General features: G+C 59.7%; 16 protein-coding genes. 4 read left to right on the forward strand and 12 right to left on the reverse strand.

Annotation, left to right across the window (positions count from 1 at the left end; genetic code table 11):
• The 3 genes from ACTG4B_RS04740 to ACTG4B_RS04750 all read right to left on the reverse strand — a co-directional run.
• On the reverse strand, nt 1-761 hold a 761-nt coding region (locus ACTG4B_RS04740; RefSeq protein WP_439154538.1), incomplete at its 3' end, for a rod shape-determining protein.
• A 305-nt stretch (nt 762-1,066) separates the two neighbouring features.
• A complete protein-coding gene (locus tag ACTG4B_RS04745; protein WP_439154539.1) occupies nt 1,067-2,626 on the reverse strand; it encodes a 2-isopropylmalate synthase in 1,560 nt (519 codons plus the stop codon).
• A gap of 239 nt (nt 2,627-2,865) precedes the next feature.
• The gene (locus tag ACTG4B_RS04750; protein ID WP_439154608.1) at nt 2,866-3,555 is read right to left on the reverse strand and encodes an arylesterase; all 690 of its coding nucleotides are present in this window, start codon (nt 3,553-3,555) and stop codon (nt 2,866-2,868) included.
• On the opposite strand from ACTG4B_RS04750, the gene ACTG4B_RS04755 reads away from it, so the two are divergent.
• The 3 genes from ACTG4B_RS04755 to ACTG4B_RS04765 are packed head-to-tail and all read left to right on the forward strand — an operon-like array spanning nt 3,554 to nt 7,304.
• Nucleotides 3,554-4,246 (forward strand): ABC transporter ATP-binding protein, encoded by a 693-nt coding sequence (locus ACTG4B_RS04755; RefSeq protein ID WP_439154540.1) that lies wholly within the window; start codon nt 3,554-3,556, stop codon nt 4,244-4,246. The genes ACTG4B_RS04750 and ACTG4B_RS04755 overlap by 2 nt on opposite strands.
• On the forward strand, nt 4,243-6,759 hold the full coding sequence (locus tag ACTG4B_RS04760; protein WP_439154541.1) for an ABC transporter permease: 2,517 nt from the start codon (nt 4,243-4,245) through the stop codon (nt 6,757-6,759). The genes ACTG4B_RS04755 and ACTG4B_RS04760 overlap by 4 nt, the downstream gene beginning before the upstream one ends.
• Nucleotides 6,756-7,304, forward strand: a complete 549-nt coding sequence (locus tag ACTG4B_RS04765; protein WP_439154542.1) for a gamma-glutamylcyclotransferase family protein — start codon at nt 6,756-6,758, stop codon at nt 7,302-7,304. The genes ACTG4B_RS04760 and ACTG4B_RS04765 overlap by 4 nt, the downstream gene beginning before the upstream one ends.
• On the opposite strand, the gene gltX is transcribed toward ACTG4B_RS04765, so the two are convergent.
• The 3 genes from gltX to ACTG4B_RS04780 are packed head-to-tail and all read right to left on the reverse strand — an operon-like array spanning nt 7,301 to nt 11,788.
• Nucleotides 7,301-8,626 (reverse strand): glutamate--tRNA ligase, encoded by a 1,326-nt coding sequence (gene gltX, locus ACTG4B_RS04770; protein ID WP_439154543.1) that lies wholly within the window; start codon nt 8,624-8,626, stop codon nt 7,301-7,303. The two genes, ACTG4B_RS04765 and gltX, sit on opposite strands and share 4 nt — an antisense overlap.
• A 28-nt stretch (nt 8,627-8,654) precedes the next feature.
• Nucleotides 8,655-10,121 carry an MFS transporter gene (locus tag ACTG4B_RS04775; RefSeq protein WP_439154544.1) on the reverse strand — a complete coding sequence of 489 codons (1,467 nt, stop codon included), beginning with the start codon at nt 10,119-10,121 and terminating at the stop codon, nt 8,655-8,657.
• A 5-nt stretch (nt 10,122-10,126) separates the two neighbouring features.
• The gene (locus ACTG4B_RS04780) at nt 10,127-11,788 is read right to left on the reverse strand and encodes an NAD+ synthase (protein ID WP_439154545.1); all 1,662 of its coding nucleotides are present in this window, start codon (nt 11,786-11,788) and stop codon (nt 10,127-10,129) included.
• 154 nt (nt 11,789-11,942) lie between these two features.
• Between ACTG4B_RS04780 and ACTG4B_RS04785 the strand changes: the two genes are divergently transcribed.
• Complete coding sequence (locus ACTG4B_RS04785) at nt 11,943-13,358, forward strand: 2-isopropylmalate synthase (RefSeq protein ID WP_439154546.1); 1,416 nt, start codon at nt 11,943-11,945, stop codon at nt 13,356-13,358.
• Between the two features lie 32 nt (nt 13,359-13,390).
• On the opposite strand, the gene ACTG4B_RS04790 is transcribed toward ACTG4B_RS04785, so the two are convergent.
• The 6 genes from ACTG4B_RS04790 to ACTG4B_RS04815 form a co-directional block, all read right to left on the reverse strand.
• The gene (locus ACTG4B_RS04790; protein ID WP_439154547.1) at nt 13,391-14,914 is read right to left on the reverse strand and encodes a cryptochrome/photolyase family protein; all 1,524 of its coding nucleotides are present in this window, start codon (nt 14,912-14,914) and stop codon (nt 13,391-13,393) included.
• Nucleotides 14,911-15,573 (reverse strand): SDR family NAD(P)-dependent oxidoreductase, encoded by a 663-nt coding sequence (locus tag ACTG4B_RS04795; protein WP_439154548.1) that lies wholly within the window; start codon nt 15,571-15,573, stop codon nt 14,911-14,913. The genes ACTG4B_RS04790 and ACTG4B_RS04795 overlap by 4 nt, the downstream gene beginning before the upstream one ends.
• A 122-nt stretch (nt 15,574-15,695) precedes the next feature.
• Nucleotides 15,696-15,905 carry a cold-shock protein gene (locus ACTG4B_RS04800; protein ID WP_055291916.1) on the reverse strand — a complete coding sequence of 70 codons (210 nt, stop codon included), beginning with the start codon at nt 15,903-15,905 and terminating at the stop codon, nt 15,696-15,698.
• A 238-nt stretch (nt 15,906-16,143) separates the two neighbouring features.
• A complete protein-coding gene (locus tag ACTG4B_RS04805) occupies nt 16,144-16,350 on the reverse strand; it encodes a cold-shock protein (protein WP_296374375.1) in 207 nt (68 codons plus the stop codon).
• 290 nt (nt 16,351-16,640) lie between these two features.
• Entirely contained in the window at nt 16,641-18,296 is a 1,656-nt protein-coding gene (gene ettA / locus ACTG4B_RS04810) for an energy-dependent translational throttle protein EttA (RefSeq protein WP_439154549.1), read from the reverse strand.
• Between the two features lie 13 nt (nt 18,297-18,309).
• Nucleotides 18,310-20,181 carry a putative bifunctional diguanylate cyclase/phosphodiesterase gene (locus tag ACTG4B_RS04815; RefSeq protein ID WP_439154550.1) on the reverse strand — a complete coding sequence of 624 codons (1,872 nt, stop codon included), beginning with the start codon at nt 20,179-20,181 and terminating at the stop codon, nt 18,310-18,312.
• Nucleotides 20,182-20,444: the final 263 nt, after the last annotated feature.

Raw genomic sequence — 20,444 nt, forward strand, 5'->3', positions numbered from 1 at the left:
ACCTGGGCCTGGCTGATCTCGGTTTCTTTGGGCACGCCGTTCAGCAGGTCGCGACCACGGATATGCATCGACTGGCCGCGCCCGTCGTCGGGCATGCGGGCGGTGCCGATGGATGTCTTGATCCGTTCGGCGGTGCTTTCCCCGATCAGCAGGTTATGCTGGCGACGCAGATAGTTGATGATCGCCTCGTCCATGCGGTCGCCGCCGACGCGCACGGACCGCGCATACACGATATCGCCTAGTGACAGCACCGCGACCTCGGTTGTTCCTCCACCGATGTCGACAACCATGTTGCCGGTCGGGTCGGTGATTGGCATGCCCGCGCCAATCGCTGCGGCGATCGGTTCGGCAATCAGGCCTGCGCGCCGTGCACCTGCCGACAGGACCGACTGGCGGATGGCGCGTTTTTCAACCGGGGTCGCGCCATGTGGCACGCAAACGATGATCTTGGGTTTGGAAAATGTGGACCGGCGATGCACCTTGCGAATGAAGTGCTTGATCATTTCCTCGGCGGTGTCGAAATCGGCAATGACGCCATCGCGCATCGGGCGGATCGCCTCGATGCTGCCGGGGGTGCGGCCCAGCATCAGTTTGGCGTCTTCGCCAACGGCCAGCACCTTTTTGACGCCATCCTTGATGTGATAGGCCACCACCGAAGGTTCGGACAGAACGATGCCGCGGCCCTTGACGTAGACCAGCGTGTTCGCGGTGCCCAGATCAATCGCCATGTCAGATGAAAACAACCCGCCGAAGCCTGCCATGCTGTGGCCTTCCCATGCATAAAAGTGATTTGACCGCATTGTCCCATCGTTGCGGTTTGCGCTGTTATAAACGGCACCGCCGGTAGAGAGAACCCCTTGTTTTTTGCAGGGCGGCGGCATGTCGCCAGTATCACTTTTGCAATTTTTTAGGTTGCCAATGGCAAATATTTTCCCCTGAAAAGAGACTTTTCCAATATCAGGCGTTTGATCTGAAAAAGTCTGCCGAAATGTTCAGGCGCACGGAACGAAAAACGGGCGACCCGGATTTCCGGATCGCCCGCCAGATAGCTGACCGAGTCTGCCGCTCAGTTGTCTTTGTAGCTGACGCCCTTGACGTCATAGCCGGGCGCGGATTTCTCGCGCCGCACCAACAGCCGGTTCAGCGCGTTGATATAGGCCTTGGCGCTGGCCACGACCGTATCGGTATCGGCGGATTGGCCTGTCGCGATGCGGCCCTCTTCTTCCAGCCGGACAGATACGGTGGCTTGGGCATCGGTGCCTTCGGTCACGGCGTTGACCTGATAAAGCTGCAAGCGCGCGCCATGCGGAAACAGCGCCTTGACTGCATTGAAGGTGGCGTCGACCGGGCCGTCGCCGGTGGCCGTCGTGCTTGCGTCGGCCCCGTCGATTTCCAGCACCATGTCTGCCTGCTGCGGTCCTTGGGTGCCGCAAACAACCCGCAGGGATTTCAGCTTCAGCCGATCCTCTGCCCCGTCATTCTGCTGCATCAGGGCCAGCAGATCGTCGTCGAACACTTCCTTTTTGCGGTCTGCCAATTCCTTGAAGCGGACAAAGACATCCTGCAACTGGTTATCCGCCAGATCATCATACCCCAAGGCACCCAATTTCGCCCGCAGCGCGGCCCGGCCCGAATGTTTGCCCAACGGCAGCGATGTGCCCGCCAGACCCACATCAGCTGGGCGCATGATCTCGAACGTTTCTGCGTTTTTCAGCATACCGTCCTGATGAATGCCGCTTTCATGGGCAAAGGCGTTCTTGCCGACGATGGCCTTGTTGAACTGCACCGGAAAACCCGACACCGTCGCAACCCGGCGCGAGATATGCATGATCTTGGTGGTGTCGATGCGGGTCTCATACGGCATGATGTCGCCCCGCACTTTCAGTGCCATCACCACCTCTTCCAGCGCGGTGTTGCCCGCGCGTTCGCCCAACCCGTTGATGGTGCATTCGATCTGGCGTGCGCCACCTTCGACAGCGGCAAGGCTGTTGGCGGTCGCCATGCCCAGATCGTTGTGGCAATGGGTGGCGAAAATCACATTGTCCGCACCGGGCACACGGTTGATCAGCATGCGGATCAGGTCCGCACTTTCAACCGGGGCGGTATAGCCGACCGTGTCGGGAATGTTGATTGTCGTCGCACCGGCCTTGATGGCAATTTCAACTGTGCGGCACAGGTAATCCTCTTCGGTGCGGGTCGCATCCATGGGCGACCATTGCACGTTGTCGCACAGATTGCGGGCGTGGGTCACGGTGTCGTGGATGCGTTCCGCCATTTCATCCATGTTCAGGTTCGGAATGGCGCGGTGCAGCGGCGAGGTGCCGATGAACGTGTGGATGCGGGGGGATTTCGCAGCCTTCACGGCCTCCCAGCAGCGGTCGATATCCTTGTAGTTGGCACGCGCCAGCCCGCAGATCGTCGCGCCCTTGGCCCGTTGGGCGATTTCGCTGACAGCGCGAAAATCACCTTCGGATGCGATTGGAAAACCGGCCTCGATGATATCGACGCCCATTTCGTCCAGCAATTCGGCGATTTCCAGCTTTTCGGCATGGGTCATCGTTGCGCCCGGTGACTGTTCGCCGTCGCGCAAGGTGGTGTCGAAAATCAACACTTTGTCTTTTGTCATTTTGTTATTCCTCTTGTCCTTAACATGTCACGGCGCTGCACCAGTCCGAGCGTTCGCGCCGAAAGGCACGCTCAGACGTTGCTAAGGAGTAGGATGTCGCGCGAAAGCAGCCCAGGCAGGGCAAAGCGGGTGATATGTGCGCGCGTCATCATGGCGGCAGTTATACTACGGTTTGCCGCGTTGAAAAGTGTCAAATGCCCCCGAGGAGAGAGTATTTCGTCGCGATGACATACTGCCTGTCAGGGCGTGCTTGCCGCCTTGACCAGATCAAGAACCGCCGGCCCGATGGCGGCAACGATCAGTGCGATCCCCTGTTTGTTCGGGTGGATGCCATCGGGTTGCATATATGCGGCCATTCCGTCCTGCGTGTCAGTTGCCGCGCGCAAGCCGTCAAAGAACCCGCCATAAAGCGGCACGTCATAGTGCGCCGCCAGATCGATGTAGATGCTGTCGAATGCGGCCTTGTAGGCAGGGCCATAATTTCCGCCCGCCCGCAGCCCCACCAACAGCATTTCCACCCCTGCGTCCCGGCCGGCGGACAGGATGCCGTCAAGGTTGGCCCGACTGACAGCCGGGTCCAGCCCGCGCAGATAGTCGTTACCGCCCAATGCGATGATCATCGCGTCTACCTGTGGCGTCAGCGTCCAACCCGCGCGAGCCAGCCCGCCTGCGGTGGTATCGCCGGATACGCCCGCATTGATGATCGTGACATCCGCGCCTTGTTCCTGCAGCCAGCTTTCCAGCTGGGGCACGAAACCTTCGCCTTGTGCCAGGCCGTAGCCCGCGGTCAGGCTATCGCCCAACGCGGCGATGGTCACTGTTTCGGCGTGTGCTGCGCCAGCTGTCAGCAAAACCGCAACTGTCAGGTTGCGCAGACCTGAAACTGCCCCATATCCAGAGGATATGACACGACCAAAGGCCGCCCGGATGACCGAACCCGTTTTGACGATCACAGACACCAACCTGTCGCTGGAAGGCAACGCAGGCCGCGTCGATATCCTGCACGACATCACGCTGTCGGTGGCGGCGGGGGAAACATTGGGCCTTGTCGGGCCAAGTGGGTCGGGCAAGTCGTCGCTCCTTATGCTGATGGGCGGGCTGGAACAGGCGTCATCGGGGCGGATCATGGCGCTGGGGCAGGATCTGACCGCGATGAACGAAGACCAGCTGGCCCGCTTTCGCAGGGATAATATGGGGGTGGTGTTCCAGTCTTTCCACCTGATCCCGACAATGACCGCTTTGGAAAATGTCGCAACCCCGCTGGAACTGGCAGGCAAGCGTGATGCGTTTGACCGGGCAGAGGCGGAATTGCGCGCTGTGGGTCTGGCGGACCGGATGAACCATTACCCCAGCCAGATGTCGGGCGGCGAACAACAGCGGGTCGCTTTGGCGCGCGCATCCGCACCGCGCCCGCGCATCTTGCTGGCGGATGAACCGACCGGCAATCTGGATGAAACAAACGGGCAGGCGATCATTGATCTGTTGTTCGATCTGCGCGACCGGCACGGGGCTACGTTGATCATGGTGACCCATTCGCTTGAACTGGCCAATCGCTGTGACCGGGTGGTGCGCTTGCGCGACGGGCGCATTGATGGCGGCATGGCAAAGGCCGCAGAATGAGCTTGCGCATCGCGTCACGTCTGGCCGCGCGCGAATTGCGCGGCGGTTTGCGCGGCTTTCGCGTGTTTCTGGCCTGTCTTGCGCTGGGCGTGGCGGCCATTGCCGCCGTCGGCACCGTGCGATCCAGTATCGAGGCAGGGTTGAAACGCGACGGGGCCGCCCTGCTGGGCGGTGATGCCGAGGTGGAGTTTACCTATCGGTTTGCCCGTGATCAGGAGCTGGCATGGCTGCAATCCATCGCCGATGACATTTCCGAAACGGTCGATTTCCGGTCGATGATCGTTGTGGACCGAGGCGATGACACCGAACGCGCGCTGACGCAGGTGCGCGCGGTCGATGATGCCTATCCGCTGATCGGCGCGGTGGAGCTGAGCCCCGATATCCCGCTTGATGCAGCCTTGGCCGATTATGGCGGTGTTATGGAACGGGTGCTGGCCGACAGGCTGGGGCTGGTGCCTGGCGACCGCTTTAACCTTGGCATGCAGGCGTTCACCCTGCGCGCCGTTCTGGACCGCTACCCCGATAATGCGGCTGGCGGTTTTGGCCTTGGGCCGCGCACGATCGTGTTGACCGATGCGCTGGCCGATAGCGGGCTGATTGCCGAGGGCACGCTGTTTTCCACGCAATACCGGCTTGATCTGCCGCCCGGTGCCGACTTGCAGGCGCTGGAGGATTCAGCCGAGGCGCAATTCCGTGACAGCGGCCTGCGCTGGCGTGATGCGCGGCGCGGGGCAGGCGGCGCGGCGCAATTCGTAGATCGGATCGGCGCGTTCCTGATCCTTGTGGGGTTGTCGGGGCTTGCTGTTGGGGGTGTTGGTGTTTCGGCGGCTGTGCGCGCCTATCTTGCGGGCAAGACCGGGGTGATCGCCACGCTGAAGACGCTGGGTGCGACGCGTGCCACGATCTTTCAGACCTATTTCATTCAGATCGCGGCACTGACCTTGTTGGGTGTGCTGATCGGGTTGGTCATTGGTGCGGGGCTACCGCTGATCATGGCGCCGGTCATCACGGCGCAACTGCCCATCCCTGCCGTTTTCGCGCTGTATCCCGCGCCCTTGATCGAGGCGGCGATTTACGGGGTTCTGGCCGCGCTGATCTTTACCCTCTGGCCGCTGGCCAAGACCGAGGATATCCGCGCCGCCACCCTGTTTCGTGATGCGTTCGCATCGTCGCGAAATCTGCCTGCTAAACGGTATCTGGTCGCGACTGCGTTCTTGCTTGCGCTGTTGATCGGTGCGGCGATCTGGTTTTCCGGCACCGCCTTTCTGACGCTCTGGACGGCGGGGGGCATTTCCGGCGCATTGGTCATTCTGGTGATTGCCGCCGTGATGATCCGTTGGATTGCACGGCGTTTCCGCCTGCCTGCACGGGGGCGGCCTGCGCTGCGGCTGGCTTTGGGGGCGATCGGCGCGCGCGGCGGCGAGAGCACCTCTGTCGTGCTTTCTCTGGGTCTGGGATTGGCGGTGCTCGCATCGGTGGGCCAGATTGATGGCAACCTTCGCCAGTCGCTGGCAGGCGATCTGCCGCAGGTTGCGCCAAGCTATTTCTTTGTGGATATCCAGCCTGACCAGATCGAGGGGTTCCGCGAACGGCTGACGACCGATCCCGCCGTCAGTCGCGTGGACAGCGCGCCGATGCTGCGTGGCATCATCACCCGGATCAACGGGCAACCGGCCGAAGAATTTGCCGACGGGCATTGGGTTGTGCGTGGTGACCGTGGCGTGACCTATGCCGATGCCCAGCCGCAAGGCACCGAGGTGACGGCAGGCGCATGGTGGCCCGAAGGCTATGACGGGTCACCGCAAATCAGCTTTGCCGCCGAAGAAGCCGCCGAGATTGGCCTGCAACTGGGCGATACGATGACTGTCAACATCCTTGGCCGCGACATCACCGGCACCGTCACCAGTTTTCGCAATGTCAGCTGGGAAGATGCGGGGATCGGTTTTGTGCTGGCGATGAACCAATCCGCACTGGCAGGCGCGCCGCATAGCTGGATTTCCACGGTCTACGCAGAGCAAGAGGCCGAGGCCGCGATTCTGCGCGACCTTGCCGGCGCCTATCCCAATATCACCGCGATCCGTATTCGTGATGCGATTGATCAGGTGGTGGAACTGATCGGTGGGATTTCGGCCGCCACGCGCTATGGCGCGCTGATCACGCTGGTCACCGGATTTCTGGTGCTGATCGGGGCTGCGGCGGCCGGCGAACAGGCCCGCACCTTTGAGGCGGCGGTGCTGAAGACCCTTGGGGCCAGCCGCGCGCGGATCATGGCCAGTTTCGCGCTGCGCGCTGCGCTGTTGGGATTGGCGGCGGGGATCGTTGCGTTGGGGGCTGGTATTCTGGGGGGCTGGGCCGTTTCCACGTTTATCATGGAAAGCGATTACACCGTGATCTGGGCGAACGCGCTGCTGATCATTGGCGGCGGGGTGCTTGCGTCACTTCTGGCGGGACTTGGCTTTGCTTGGCGTCCGTTGGCGGTGAAGCCAGCCCAAGTGCTGCGGGCGCGCGAATGAGCGATCCGGCGTTCTTCGGCTATGGCAGCTTGGTCAATCTGGCGACCCATGGCTATGACGATCCGCGCCCGGCGCGCTTGCAGGGCTGGCGGCGGGTCTGGCGGCACACACGACTGCGAGAGGTCACATTTCTGTCGGTTGAACCTGATCCCGCCAGCGTGATCGACGGCGTTGTCGCCCGCGTGCCGGGGGCCGACTGGCTTGCGCTGGACGCGCGCGAAGCCGCATATGACCGGCATGATGTCAGCCATGCGGTGATTCATGAAGGCCCGAATGCGCGCACGGCGGTCTATCAGGTCAGCCCGCACCATGTCATAGCGCCCAGCGGCGACAACCCGATCCTGCGCAGCTATCTTGATGTGGTCGTGCAAGGCTATCTGCGGATGTATGGGCCCCAGGGTGTGGCCCATTTTTTCGCGACGACATCGGGCTGGGACACGCCGATACATGATGACCGGTCAAACCCTGCCTATCCGCGCCACCAAAGGCTGACTCAGGCTGAAACGGCGCTTGTCGATCGCCATCTGGCACAGGTCATCGCCTAGGTCAGCGTGGGCTTTTTCTGCAATAGTTGCATGACATCAGCCATTTCCGGGCCGCGTTCCATACCTGTCACGGCTTTGCGTAGCGGCATGAACAGCGCCTTGCCCTTGCGCCCGGTTTCGTCTTTCACGATTGTCGTCCAGTTCGCCCAAGTGTCGGCCGTATAAGGCGGGTTTTCCAGCATGAAGAACGCCTTTTCGACGAATGTGCGGTCTTCTTCCGCGACAAGCGCGGTGCCCCCGTCACGGAACAGTGCCCACCATGCGGCAACATCATCCAGCTTTTCGATATTTTCACGCACGACCTTCCAGAACAGCGGCGCCAGTTCATCGGGCACGCCTGCATCGCGGATTGTATCGGCCACATCGGTGTGATCCAGCGTCGAAAGATAGCGCGCGGTCAGCGGGATCAGGTCGGCGGCATCGAATTTCGTCGGTGCCGATCCAAACTTCGACAGATCGAAATTGGCGATCACCTCGTCAATATCGGCGCGCAGCTCGACCGGTTCGGATGACCCAAGCCGCGCCATCAGCGACAGCACCGCCTGCGGCGCGATGCCCTGCTTGCGCAGATCACGCAGCGCCAGCGTGCCCAGGCGTTTCGACAGTGCCTCGCCCTGTCGGCCTGTCAGCAAGGAATGGTGCGCGAAATTCGGTACGGTGCCGCCCAGCGCCTGAATGATCTGGATTTGCGTTGCGGTATTGGTCACGTGGTCGGACCCGCGCACGATATCGGTGATCTCCATTTCCACGTCATCCACAGGCGATGCAAAGGTATAAAGGATCTGCCCATCGCCCTTGATCAGCACCGGATCGCTGACCGATGCCGCGTCGATCGAAATATCGCCGATGATCCCGTCGTGCCATTCGATCCGTTCCAGGTCCAGCTTGAACCGCCAGTGCCCTTGCCGGCCTTCGGCGCGATATGCGTCTTTCTGGGCCTCTGTCAGATCCAGCGCCGCGCGGTCATAGACCGGCGGCTTGCCCATGTTCAGTTGCTTCTTGCGCTTGAGGTCGAGTTCGGTCGGCGTCTCGAAACATTCATACAGTCGGCCCATCTCGATCAGGCGATCCTTGGCGGCAGCATAACGGTCAAGGCGCAGTGACTGTCGTTCCACGCGGTCCCAGGTGATGCCCAGCCATGTCAGGTCTTCCTTCACACCTTCGACGTATTCTTCCTTGGATCTTTCACTATCGGTGTCGTCGATCCGCAGAATGAAGGTGCCGCCGTTCTGGCGCGCGATGGCATAGTTGAACAAGGCGGCGCGCAGGTTGCCGATGTGGATCCAGCCGGTCGGTGATGGGGCAAATCTGGTGGTGGTCATGGGGTATCTCCTGTTGGGCTTGCCTGTCTCACACTGCGGGGGGATTGTCCACCGTGGCGGTCGGATCGGCAGGCGCAGGCAGGCGCCATACAAGCAGCGCAATCAGGACAAAGGACACCGTCGAAAACGTCACCGCAAGCGCCAGTGCATCGGAATAGACAGCGACCGGATCAGCCGCACCGGGCAGGCGGGTTTTCAGCGTCGAAAAGAACAGTTCGCCCATTACGGCAAGGCCCAATGCTGCGCCCACCTGCTGAAACGCCTGCAACGCCCCAGACGCCGCCCCCGTATCGTGGCCTTTGACATTGGCAAGCACGGTCTGGAACAGGGGTGAAATGGCGCTTCCCAGCCCTATCCCCGCCACCGTCAGCGGCAGACCAAGCAGGGTGCGTGACAGGTCTTCGCCCGCGCCGGGCAGGGCAAAACGCAGCCCGATCATGCCAGCGGCAAGGCAGGCAGCGCCGGCGGCGATCCTTGCGCGGGGCCAGCGCACCCCCAGCTTGCCCGACAGGATCGACGCAACTAGTACGCCCGCCGAAAACGGCACGGTCGTCAGGCCGGATTGCAACGGCGTCAGCCCGTTACCGACCTGCAACAGGATCGCCAGCACAAGGAAAAACCCCGGAATACCCGCAAAGATCATCATCACCAGCCCGGTGCCGATCATGTATTCACGATTGTCAAAAAGGCGCGCGGGCACCAGTTGTGGCGCATTGCGGCGGGCCTGCGCCTTTTGCCAGATCACGAAAGCGGCAGTCACCGGGATTGCCCCCAGCATCAGCAACCAGCACCACACCGGCCAGCCCAGCTGGCGCCCTTCGATCAGCGGAAACAACACCATCAGCAACGCCAGCCCGGCGATCCCGACACCGATGAAATCCAGCCGCAGATCGGCGTCGCCGGGCAATGACGGCACATACCGCAGCGTGGCGGCTACGGCGATGGCGCCAACGGGGATGTTCACCAGAAAGATCGGCCGCCAGTCCAGCCCCCAGAAATCCCCCGCAATCAAAAGCCCGCCGAGAACCGGCCCCGTCACCGCCGCTAGGCCTGCCGCCAGTCCGAACAGGGCAAATGCCAGACCGCGCTCTTTGGGCGCAAAGAGCGCGGGCACGATCGCCAGCGTCTGCGGGATCATCATCGCCCCGCCGATCCCCTGCACCACACGCGCTGCAACAAGGCTGCCGATGCCCGGAGCAAACCCGCATAACGTCGATCCCAGCGTGAACACGCCAACGCCCAGCAGGAACATCCGCCTGCGTCCCACCACATCGCCCAACCGCCCCATGGGCAGCAAGAGCAACGCAAAAGTCAGGATATAGACCGCCACGACCCATTCGATCTGGCTGTCTGTCGCGCCGAACGCATCCTGCATGCTGGGCAGGGCGACATTGACGATGGTCACGTCGATCAGATTGATGAAATTCGCCATCAACAGGGCCGCCATGGCAAACCAGCGCCCCGGCAGCGGCGTTGATGCATCATCCTGGGTCATATTTATCAGCTTTCATCCCGCCAGCGGTTCACGATCGGATAGCGCCGATCAAGCCAGAACGCCCGGTTCGACAGGCGTGGCCCGGGCGCGGATTGAAAGCGTTTGTACTCGCTGATGTAGATCAGGTGCTCGACCCGCTTGACTGTCTCGCGGTCATAGCCGGCGGCGACGCAGTCGGCGACGGATGCCTCGCGGTCCACCAGCATGTCCAGTATCCCGTCCAGAATGTCATAGGGCGGCAGGCTGTCTTCGTCCTTTTGATCGGGGCGCAGTTCGGCCGACGGGGGTTTGTCGATGATCGCGGCGGGGATCACCTCGCCCGCCGGACCATGCATCCAGTCGTGGTGGTTGGCATTGCGCCACCGCGCGGTGTCAAAGACGCGGGTCTTATACAAGTCCTTGATGGGGTTATAGCCGCCTGCCATGTCGCCATAGATCGTGGCGTATCCCACTGCGACCTCGGATTTGTTGCCGGTGGTCAGCAGCATCTCGCCGAATTTGTTGGATTGCGCCATCAGCAAAAGGCCACGGATGCGCGATTGGATGTTTTCCTCGGTCAGGTCGGGTGGAAGATCGCCGAACAAGGGCGCAAGCGCATCCGTCACGGCGGCGCGGGGGCCTGCGATGTTGATGGTGTCATAGGTGCAGCCCAACGCCTTGGCCGCCGCTGCTGCATCATCCAGCGATCCCTGACTGGTATATTCGGAGGGCAGCATTACACAGCGCACATTATCAGCGCCCAGCGCATCCACCGCGATGGCCGCGACAATTGCGCTGTCGATTCCCCCTGATAGTCCCAGCAGAACCTTTCTGAACCCCGTCTTGCGCATGTAATCGCGCAGACTCTCGACCATCACGCGATAGTCCTGTGCGATATCGTCGGGCAGTGTTGCTTTTTTGCCCAACTGCGCCACCCAGCCTTCATCGGTCTGGTGGAAATCGACATGGGCGACGCCGGTTTCGAAAACCGGCATCTGCATGGCCAGTTTCGCGCCGCGGTTCAGCACAAATGATCCACCGTCAAACACTTGGTCATCCTGCCCGCCAACAAGGTTCAGATAGACCAACGGCACGTCGTTTTCGATGACGCGTGCGACCATGTTGTTCAGCCGGATCGGGAATTTTCCCCTAAAATACGGTGACCCGTTCGGCACGATCAAGATCTCGGCTCCACTTTCGACCATGGCTTCGGACACGTCGGGATTCCATGCGTCCTCGCAGATCGGGCTGCCGATGCGCGGGCCGTCACCTATCGTGTAGGGGCCTGAGATATCGGCGCTTTTAAACAGGCGCACCTCGTCAAAGACGTTGAAGTTGGGCAGAAAATGTTTGCGCATCGTGGCCGTGATCGCGCCACCTTTCAGCACAAAATAAGCGTTATACAACCGGTCTTGTTCATAAAGCGGGCCACCAATGGCGATGGCAGGGCCATCGGCGCAATCCAGTGCCAGCAGCCGCAACCGGCGCATTGCGTCCGCGACAAAGGCGGGCCTGCGGACCAGGTCTTGCGTCTGATAGCCCGTCAGGAACATTTCGGGAAATGCGACCATGTCAGCCCTCGCTGCACGGGCCTGTTCCCAAGCGTCGCGTGCCAGGGCTGCGTTGCCGGAAATATCGCCCACCGTCGGGTTCAACTGCGCCATCGTCAGGCGAAATGATTTTGTCATAGTTTTGTCCCAATGCCTTGCGATGCATGTAGCAGATTAAGACGGCGTGGAAAGCCAGAAGGCCCGGATTGTCTGAAGCGTCAGCCCTTTGACGTTGTCAGGTTCGGGCCCCTGTTCTAGGCTCGCCCCCGTCAGGGATGGATCGGAGAGTTGGATGACACTGTTTGGATTGAACACGAGGATGGCTGTGGCGTTGCTGGCCGCAGGGCTGGCCAGTGCGGCACACGCGCAGGAGGTTCAGACAAAAAAATACGACGATGGCGGCGTTTACGAAGGCACCTTTGTTGATGGAAAACAGGATGGCACCGGCACTTACACCCTGCCAAACGGCTATCAGTATACAGGTGACTGGGCGCAGGGCGAGATCCGTGGTCAGGGTGTCGCGCGCTTTCCCAACGGATCTGTTTACGAAGGCACGTTTGCGGGCGGCAAGCCCGAAGGTCAGGGGCGAATCACTTTTGCCGACGGTGGCACATTTGAAGGGTCATGGGTCGATGGCAACATCACCGGGCAGGGCCGCGCCGAATATGCCAACGGCGTGATCTACGAAGGTGAATTCCGCAATGCGATGCATCACGGTACCGGCACAATGACCAGCCCTGATGGATATATCTACGAAGGCCCATGGATCAATGGCGTCAAGGAAGGCGAAGGTCGGGTGACATATTCCGATGGTGCAGTCTATGAAGGCATGCTGCGCGCTGGCGAACGGGACGGGGTTGGCACGATGACCATGGCCGACGGCCTGATCTACAGCGGTGATTGGGTCGATGGCCAGATCGAAGGCACCGGCACCCTGACCCAAACGAACGGTGACGTCTACGAAGGCGAACTTTCCGGTGGTCAGCGCGAGGGCACCGGCAAGGTGACCTATGCCAATGGTGACGTGTATGAAGGAACTTTTCAGGATGACCGCCGCCATGGCACGGGCACATTCCGCGGCACCGATGGGTATGTCTATGTCGGCGAATGGGTGAACGGCCAGATCGAAGGCACGGGCGAAGTGACGTATCCTGACGGGTCGGTTTACCAAGGCACATTTACAGCGGATCTTGCTGATGGTCAGGGGAAAATCACGTATCCCGATGGGTCGAGCTATGAAGGCGCGTGGGAAAACGGCGTGATCAACGGGGTTGGTGTTGCCACCTATCCCAACGGGTTGGTTTATGAAGGCGAATTCCTGAATGCGCGCAACCACGGCCAGGGCAAGATGAGCTATGCCGACGGTTATGTTTACGAAGGAGAATGGGCCGGTGGCCAGCGCAACGGCACCGGCACCGCGACCTATGCGGATGGCACCGTTTATGTGGGTGAATTCCTGAACGGCCAGCGTCATGGTCAGGGTGAGATTACTTTGCCTGACGGCTTCACGTATGTCGGTGAATGGGCCGATGGTGAGATCAACGGGACCGGTGTGGCCACCTATGCCAATGGCGATGTCTATGAGGGCGGCTTTGTGCGCGGCCGTCGCGAAGGCGATGGCACCATGCGGTATTTGGCTACCGGGCAGGAAAGCACGGGCGTCTGGTCAGATGGTGCGCTTGTCTCTGAAACAAATGGCGGAAACTGACAGGCGCGTCGGCGGTCTGTTCATCGATTGATCTAGACCGCCTCGCCCTTGTTTAGCCGGCGCAGCCAGTCATCCGCCTCTTGCCGGATGGTCTTGCGCCGGTCTTCATCCATCCGGTCCCAGACCCGATACATGTTGCCCATCCGCGGGTTGCCTGCAAACCGATCGCGATGCCGATCCAGAAAATGCCAGTAAAGCAGGTTGAACGGGCAGGCCTTGTCGCCGGTCTTGTCCTGCACGCGGTAGGCACAGTTGCCGCAGTAATCCGACATCTTGTGAATATAATTTCCCGACGAAATATAGGGTTTTGACGCGATGATCCCGCCATCGGCAAATTGGCTCATGCCGATGACGTTGGGGGCCTCGACCCATTCATAGGCATCGGCATAGACGGCCAGATACCATTCATGCACCTGCGCGGGGTCAACCCCTGCCAGCAGGGCAAAATTCCCCGTGACCATCAGACGTTGAATATGGTGAGCATAAGCCTCTGACCCGGTTTGGGCCACAGATTTGGCAATGCAGTTCATGGCTGTATCTGCGCCCCAGAACATCGCAGGCAAATCACGGCTATGCCCCAGCGCATTGCGGGTGACATAATCAGGCCCTTCGCGGAAATAGATTCCGCGCACATATTCGCGCCAGCCGATGATCTGCCGAATGAACCCTTCGACCGCGTTCAGCGGTGCAGCACCATCGCGATAGGCCTGTTCGACGGCGCGGCAGACAGCCAGAGGATCAAGAAGACCCGCGTTGACATAAAGCCCGACGACTGCGTGATACAAGAACCGGTTATCATTCAGCATCGCATCCTGAAAGTCGCCAAACCTGGGCAACCCACCCTTGATCCAATGCGCCAAATGCTGTTGGGCCTGCGCGCTGTCGGTGGCAAACCAGAACGGGCGCAAGGTGCCGAAATTGTCGCCAAAGCGCGCCTGCACCAGATCAAGCACCTGCTCCACGGTGTCATCCGGTGCAAACCGCATCGGGCCGCCATATTCCACGTCATCGGGGGCCGGCTTGCGGTTGTCGTGGTCATAATTCCACTTGCCGCCTTCGGGGCTGCCACCATCCATCAAAAGGCCGGTTTTGCGGCGCATGTCGCGATAGAAATATTCCATGCGCAGCGCCTTGCGCCCGTTTGCCCAGTCATCAAATTCCTGATGACAGGCGATAAAACGATCATCGGGCAGACAATGCGTTTTCAGCGGCATGTCACCCAGCGCAGTGATCAGCCGCCATTCGCCCGGTTCGGTGTGAATGACACCCGCCGCGTCATGTTCCGCTGCGCGGCGGATCAATTCGCCGGTGATCGTCCCGCAATTTTCGGGATCGTCCAGTTTGGTATAGGCGACTTGCCAGCCGTCTTTGCGCAAGCTGGCGGCAAATTTGCGCATGGCAGCAAGGGTAAAGGCGATTTTTTTGGGGTGATGCGGCACATAAGATGCCTCGTCTGCCACTTCGGCCATGACGACGACGTCCGTTTCCTTGTCGGCCTTGCGCAGTGCCGACAGATCAGCCGAAAGCTGATCACCCAGAACCAGGACCAGCCTCACCAAGGGATTTCCTTGCCCGCATAGTCATAAAAGCCGCCTGATTTTTCGGGTGTCAGCCCATCCAGCACCGACAGCAGATTGTTTGCCGCGGTACTTGCCGGGACGGTCTTATGCCGGGTCGCGTAATCAACGGTAAAAGGCGTTTTCACGGTGCCGGGGTGTAACGCGACACAGACAGAACCCTTGTGCGACCGTCCCAGTTCGATGGCGGCACCATGCACGATCTGGTTCAACGCGGCCTTGGAAGCGCGATAGGAATACCAACCGCCGATTTGATTGTCGCCGATGGAACCCACGCGCGCTGACAGTACGGCAACCACACTGCGGCGCTCTTTTGGTAAAAGCCGTGGAATGTGGGAAAGAACAAGTGCCGGACCAATGGCGTTGACGGCCATGACCTGTGCCATGTCGCCTGCCGTGATTGCGCCAAGCGCTTTTTCCGGTCCGGAACCGGAGGGCGCCAGAATGCCAACGGACACGAAAACCAGCTCGAAAACACCCGTGAGCTGCCCCAAATGGCGGTCAACCGATGCGGGGTCGGTCACATCCAACCCATCCAGTCGTCGCGACAGCCGTGTCACATCCCAGCCGCTGGTCTCCAACTGGCGGGAAATCTCGGCGCCTATTCCGCCACTTGCCCCGATCACCAATGCGCGCATGTCACTCTCCTTTGACGCAGAAGGTGGGGCGTGGGGTGCATATGGCAAGGCTGCGTGCCGTCGGAAACCCACGCAAAAGGGCGCCCGAACGGGGCGCCCTTTTCGCGGCATAAACGGGCTGATTAATCAGCCAAAGTGAGGTTTACGGCGCTTTCGCGTCCATCACGCCCTGCTTCGATATCAAAATTCACTTTCTGATCATCCTTGAGCCCGGTGAGACCGGACCGCTCAACAGCTGAGATATGTACAAATACATCCTTTGATCCGCCATCGGGCGCGATAAAACCGTAACCTTTTGTTGTATTAAACCATTTGACAGTGCCTGATGCCATGTCTTTGCCTTCCTTCATGTTCTCCACTCGCGAAATTGCAGCGGACTGGCTCGGTCAAACTCGGATCGCATGACTGGGCCGTGAAGGGTCAGTGGTCGATAGGTCAACGTCGCACGATTCATCATGCCAGAATCAGCGAAAAAATCAAGATTTTTGGGGGATTGTTGTTGTGTCAGCAACCATGCGCCGACGAACGGGCGCGCATGTCTACGCGCACCCGAATTTTTTAACGCAAGACTTAAGCCAGTGCGAGGTTGATCGCGGATTCGCGACCATCACGGCCAGATTCGACGTCGAAAGTGACCTTTTGGTCGTCTTTCAGGCCGGTCAGGCCGGAACGCTCAACAGCGGAGATGTGGACGAAAACGTCCTTGGAGCCACCATCGGGAGCGATAAAGCCGAAGCCTTTAGTTGCGTTGAACCATTTCACGGTGCCAGTAGCCATCGTGTTTTTCCTTTAGTATCAATGCTGCCCACATGATTGCGACAGCCCGGCGTAGTCAGTGCAAAATCGATAGACTGTAGCCGAAAGGGAAAACAGTGGTCGAGTTGAATAACGTCTGCACTCCCCACATGGGGCTTTGCATTACAAAATGCAAGTGAATTTCGTGTGACAGCATCGCGTCGGGCTTGTATTCAGGGCAGGCCTGCGCCGACATCCGAGTGAAAAATGAAGACCGAAAACCAAAAGGGTCCGTCGGTCACGCACCCTTTTGTCTGTTTGACGGGCTGTAATCAACGCACGAATTTCTTGTGTTTCATCCGCTTGGGTTCCAGTGCGTCGGCGCCCAGCCGGGCCTTTTTATCCTCTTCGTAATCTGTGAACCCGCCTTGGAACCATTCGACATGGGCGTCACCCTCGAACGCAAGGATGTGGGTGCAGATCCGGTCGAGGAAGAAACGGTCGTGGGAAATGACTACGGCGCAGCCGGCGAAATCGACAAGCGCGTCTTCAAGCGCGCGCAGCGTTTCGACGTCCAGATCGTTGGTCGGTTCGTCAAGCAACAACACGTTGCCGCCGGATTTCAGCAACTTGGCCATATGCACGCGGTTGCGTTCGCCGCCCGACAACAAGCCGACCTTTTTCTGCTGGTCGCCGCCTTTGAAGTTGAAGGCTGAACAATATGCGCGAGAGTTCATGGAGGCATCGCCCAGTTCGATGATTTCCGCGCCACCGGTGATTTCTTCCCACACGGTGCTGTCGCCGCTTAGCGCATCGCGCGACTGATCCACATAGGACAGCTTGACGGTTTCGCCATATTCTACGGTGCCTGCGTCCGGTTCGGCCTGCCCTGTCAGCATGGAAAACAGCGTGGATTTACCCGCGCCGTTCGGCCCGATCACGCCGACAATGCCGCCCGGCGGCAGATCGAACGACAGGTTTTCCACCAAGAGCTTGTCACCCATCGCCTTTTTCAACCCGTCAACGGCAATAACCTTGGACCCAAGGCGGGGCCCATTGGGGATGATGATCTGGGCGCGGCCCATCTTTTCACGCTCGGACTGTCCCGCCAAATCGTTGTAGGCGCTGATCCGGGCCTTGGATTTGGCCTGCCGTGCCTTGGCGCCTTGACGCATCCATTCCAATTCGCGCTGCAATGTGCGCTGTTTTGATTTGTCGTCCTTGGCTTCGCGCTCCAGACGCTTGGCCTTGGCCTCGAGCCAGCTGGAATAGTTTCCTTCGTGCGGAATGCCCGAACCGCGGTCAAGTTCCAGAATCCAGCCGGTGATTGCATCCAGGAAATAACGGTCGTGGGTGACGATCAGGATCGTGCCTTTGTAATCAATCAGGTGCTGTTGCAGCCATGCGATTGTCTCGGCGTCCAGATGGTTGGTCGGTTCGTCGAGCAGTAGCATGTCTGGCGCATCCAAAAGCAGTTTGCACAGCGCGACCCGGCGCTTTTCACCGCCTGACAACGTGGTGACATCGGCGTCGTCCGGGGGGCAGCGTAATGCCTCCATTGATATGTCGATCTGCGCGTCGAGATCCCATAGGTTCTGGCTGTCGATCTCATCCTGAAGCTGCGCCATTTCATCGGCGGTTTCTTCGGAATAGTTCATCGCGACTTCGTTATAGCGGTCAAGGATCGCCTTTTTGTCGGCGACGCCCAGCATGACGTTTTCGCGCACGCTCAGGCTCGCGTCCAGCTCGGGCTCCTGTGGCAGATAGCCCACGCGTGCGCCCTCGGCGGCCCACGCCTCGCCTGCGAATTCCTTGTCTTGTCCCGCCATGATCCGCATCAAGGTGGATTTCCCGGTTCCGTTCACACCGACGACGCCGATCTTGACGCCGGGCAGAAAATTCAGGCGGATGTTTTCGAATACTTTTTTCCCGCCGGGGTAGGTCTTTGATACGCCGTCCATGAAATAGACGAATTGGTTGCTGGCCATTTGGCACGCTCCGCTATGCTATGAGTTGCCCCTTAGATAGCGACGGTATCCCTTGGGGGCAATCGGTGTTGGTCATTAGCCATGCAATCACCTCTGTTTCGGGCATTGGCCGGGCCACGCAATAACCCTGCACGACATCGCCGCCGAGTTTGGCGATAAGGGCCGCATGTTCGGCGCTTTCGACGCCTTTGGCGACAACGTCCAGATCAAGATCACGGCACATTGTGCATATCGCGCGCAGGATCGTTCGGTTGGTGTGGTTGTCAAGGATGTCATCGGTCAGCGCGCGGTCGAGTTTGATCCCGTTGATCGCGAGTTTGCCCAAGTGGCGCAGGCCGGCGTTGCCACCGCCAAAATCGTCCAGGATTGTCGCGATGCCCGCCTTTCCCAATGCGGCCGTCAGGGGGCCGGCGGGTGTTTTGCGATGTCGCGCACCGGGAACGACAGCCTCGAGCAGTTCGACCGTGATATCTTGTGGCTGTAACCCGCGTGTGGTCAGTCCGCAGTCAAGGTTTGCCATGAAATCCGGGTGGGCGAGCGCCGCCGGAGAAACGTTGAAGCTGATATTCACGGATTGAATGGACATGGCATTCAGCCGGACCTTGAGATCAAGCGCGGCCTGCATCGCGAGAAAATCAATATCGGGCATGATGCCAAGCGATTGTGCAACATGGAGAAATTCCACCGGTCCAAGCAGCCCGTTTTGCGGATTTTCCAGCCGGGCCAGCGTCTCGAAACTGCGGATCTCGCCGGACGCCATGCTGACAGTGGGTTGGAACAGAAAACGCAGGCTGCGCGATTGCACCGCTTGGTGCAGTTCTGCGGCGATCTGTGTTTCACGCACCTGCCTGGCGTAAAGACGTCTGTTATAGGCAGCGACGCGACCCCGTCCGCGCTGTTTGACGTCGTAAAGCGCGAAATCGGATCGCAGGAGCAGTTCGTCCGCTGTCTTGATCTGATCGCTGGATATCGCGGCCCCGATGCTGATGCCGCAGTGCAGCGCACGGTTGTCCCAGATGATCGGCCGTTTCACGGCATCAATGAGCGTTTCACCAATCTGTTCAAGCTGATCCAGCCTGCGCAAACCGGTGCAAACAGCGATAAATTCGTCGCCGCCGACGCGTGCGACCAGATCGGTGTCGCGCAGGCAGTTGTTGATGCGCGCCGCAATCGTGACCAGAACGGCATCCCCGGCAGAGTGGCCATGCGTGTCATTGATCTGCTTGAAGCTGTCTAGATCAATATGCAGGATGCCGATGCGGCTGTCCTGATGTGTTCTGGCCAGTTCCAGTTCAACGAAACGCAGGAACTCGGCCCGGTTGGCCGCGCCCGTCAGGGTATCATGCGCCGCCGTATGGGCGAGTTTTTCGCTTGTCGCCTGAAGCTGTCGTTCCTTCTCGATGCTGCTGGTCACATCGCGGCATACCAGAATGGCGCGTTTTTCGCCCTCGCCCTCTTCATGGTAAGAGGTGCTGACCTCGACCCAGATCAGTTTTCCATCCCCGCGAATGTTTTCACGCAAAGTGACGTTTTCGGCTGCCAGATCATCGGGGTCGTGACGAAATGCCTTGATTTCCGCCTCACTGGGGGTGCGATCAGGGGGCATGACGAATGACAGCGGGTTGCGCCCAATCACCTCGTCTTCGGTCCGTTTGGTGATATTGTAGTATGCATCATTCGCCCAAAGCGTGACGCCGTCCATGGTTTGGACAAGAAGCCCGGCATCCGCATTTTCCGAAGACATCCGGTGATACCGCGCTTCGCGCCGTTCCCTTGCAAGGGTTGCATGCACATTGCGGTATCGCCGGTGTTGTCGCCAGCCGAACACAAGCGATGCAATCAGGCAAAGGCCGCAGAGAATAATCAAGGTGGGTGCGATCAACATGGGCTGACTTGTCACTTTTGGGTCAAATCCTTGTGCACCTCAAATGCTGTAGGGCAGGTTAATGTCACTGCCCAAGCAATTTGGATTTTCCATAAATGCGATCTGCCACGGTCGTGGAGCCTGAGATCGGCGACCGCTGCCAGAGGCGAGAAAAAGGTCCCCCGACCGCAGGGATCAAGAGATTATGGTTTCTGGCAGGCAGGAAACTGGCCTGATGGCAGGTAATTTTTGGGCAAAAAAGACATGTCTGGGTCAGTTCTGGC

Source organism: Yoonia sp. (genome assembly GCF_965660735.1).
In the GTDB taxonomy this organism is placed as follows: Bacteria; Pseudomonadota; Alphaproteobacteria; order Rhodobacterales; family Rhodobacteraceae; genus Yoonia.

Coding starts and splice junctions, on each gene's coding strand:
- ACTG4B_RS04745 (WP_439154539.1), bottom strand. CDS start 2,626: ATGACAAAAGACAAAGTGTTGATTTTCGACACCACCTTGCGCGACGGC.
- ACTG4B_RS04755 (WP_439154540.1), top strand. CDS start 3,554: ATGACCGAACCCGTTTTGACGATCACAGACACCAACCTGTCGCTGGAA.
- ACTG4B_RS04760 (WP_439154541.1), top strand. CDS start 4,243: ATGAGCTTGCGCATCGCGTCACGTCTGGCCGCGCGCGAATTGCGCGGC.
- ACTG4B_RS04765 (WP_439154542.1), top strand. CDS start 6,756: ATGAGCGATCCGGCGTTCTTCGGCTATGGCAGCTTGGTCAATCTGGCG.
- gltX (WP_439154543.1), bottom strand. CDS start 8,626: ATGACCACCACCAGATTTGCCCCATCACCGACCGGCTGGATCCACATC.
- ACTG4B_RS04775 (WP_439154544.1), bottom strand. CDS start 10,121: ATGACCCAGGATGATGCATCAACGCCGCTGCCGGGGCGCTGGTTTGCC.
- ACTG4B_RS04780 (WP_439154545.1), bottom strand. CDS start 11,788: ATGACAAAATCATTTCGCCTGACGATGGCGCAGTTGAACCCGACGGTG.
- ACTG4B_RS04785 (WP_439154546.1), top strand. CDS start 11,943: ATGACACTGTTTGGATTGAACACGAGGATGGCTGTGGCGTTGCTGGCC.
- ACTG4B_RS04795 (WP_439154548.1), bottom strand. CDS start 15,573: ATGCGCGCATTGGTGATCGGGGCAAGTGGCGGAATAGGCGCCGAGATT.
- ACTG4B_RS04800 (WP_055291916.1), bottom strand. CDS start 15,905: ATGGCATCAGGCACTGTCAAATGGTTTAATACAACAAAAGGTTACGGT.
- ACTG4B_RS04805 (WP_296374375.1), bottom strand. CDS start 16,350: ATGGCTACTGGCACCGTGAAATGGTTCAACGCAACTAAAGGCTTCGGC.
- ettA (WP_439154549.1), bottom strand. CDS start 18,296: ATGGCCAGCAACCAATTCGTCTATTTCATGGACGGCGTATCAAAGACC.
- ACTG4B_RS04815 (WP_439154550.1), bottom strand. CDS start 20,181: ATGTTGATCGCACCCACCTTGATTATTCTCTGCGGCCTTTGCCTGATT.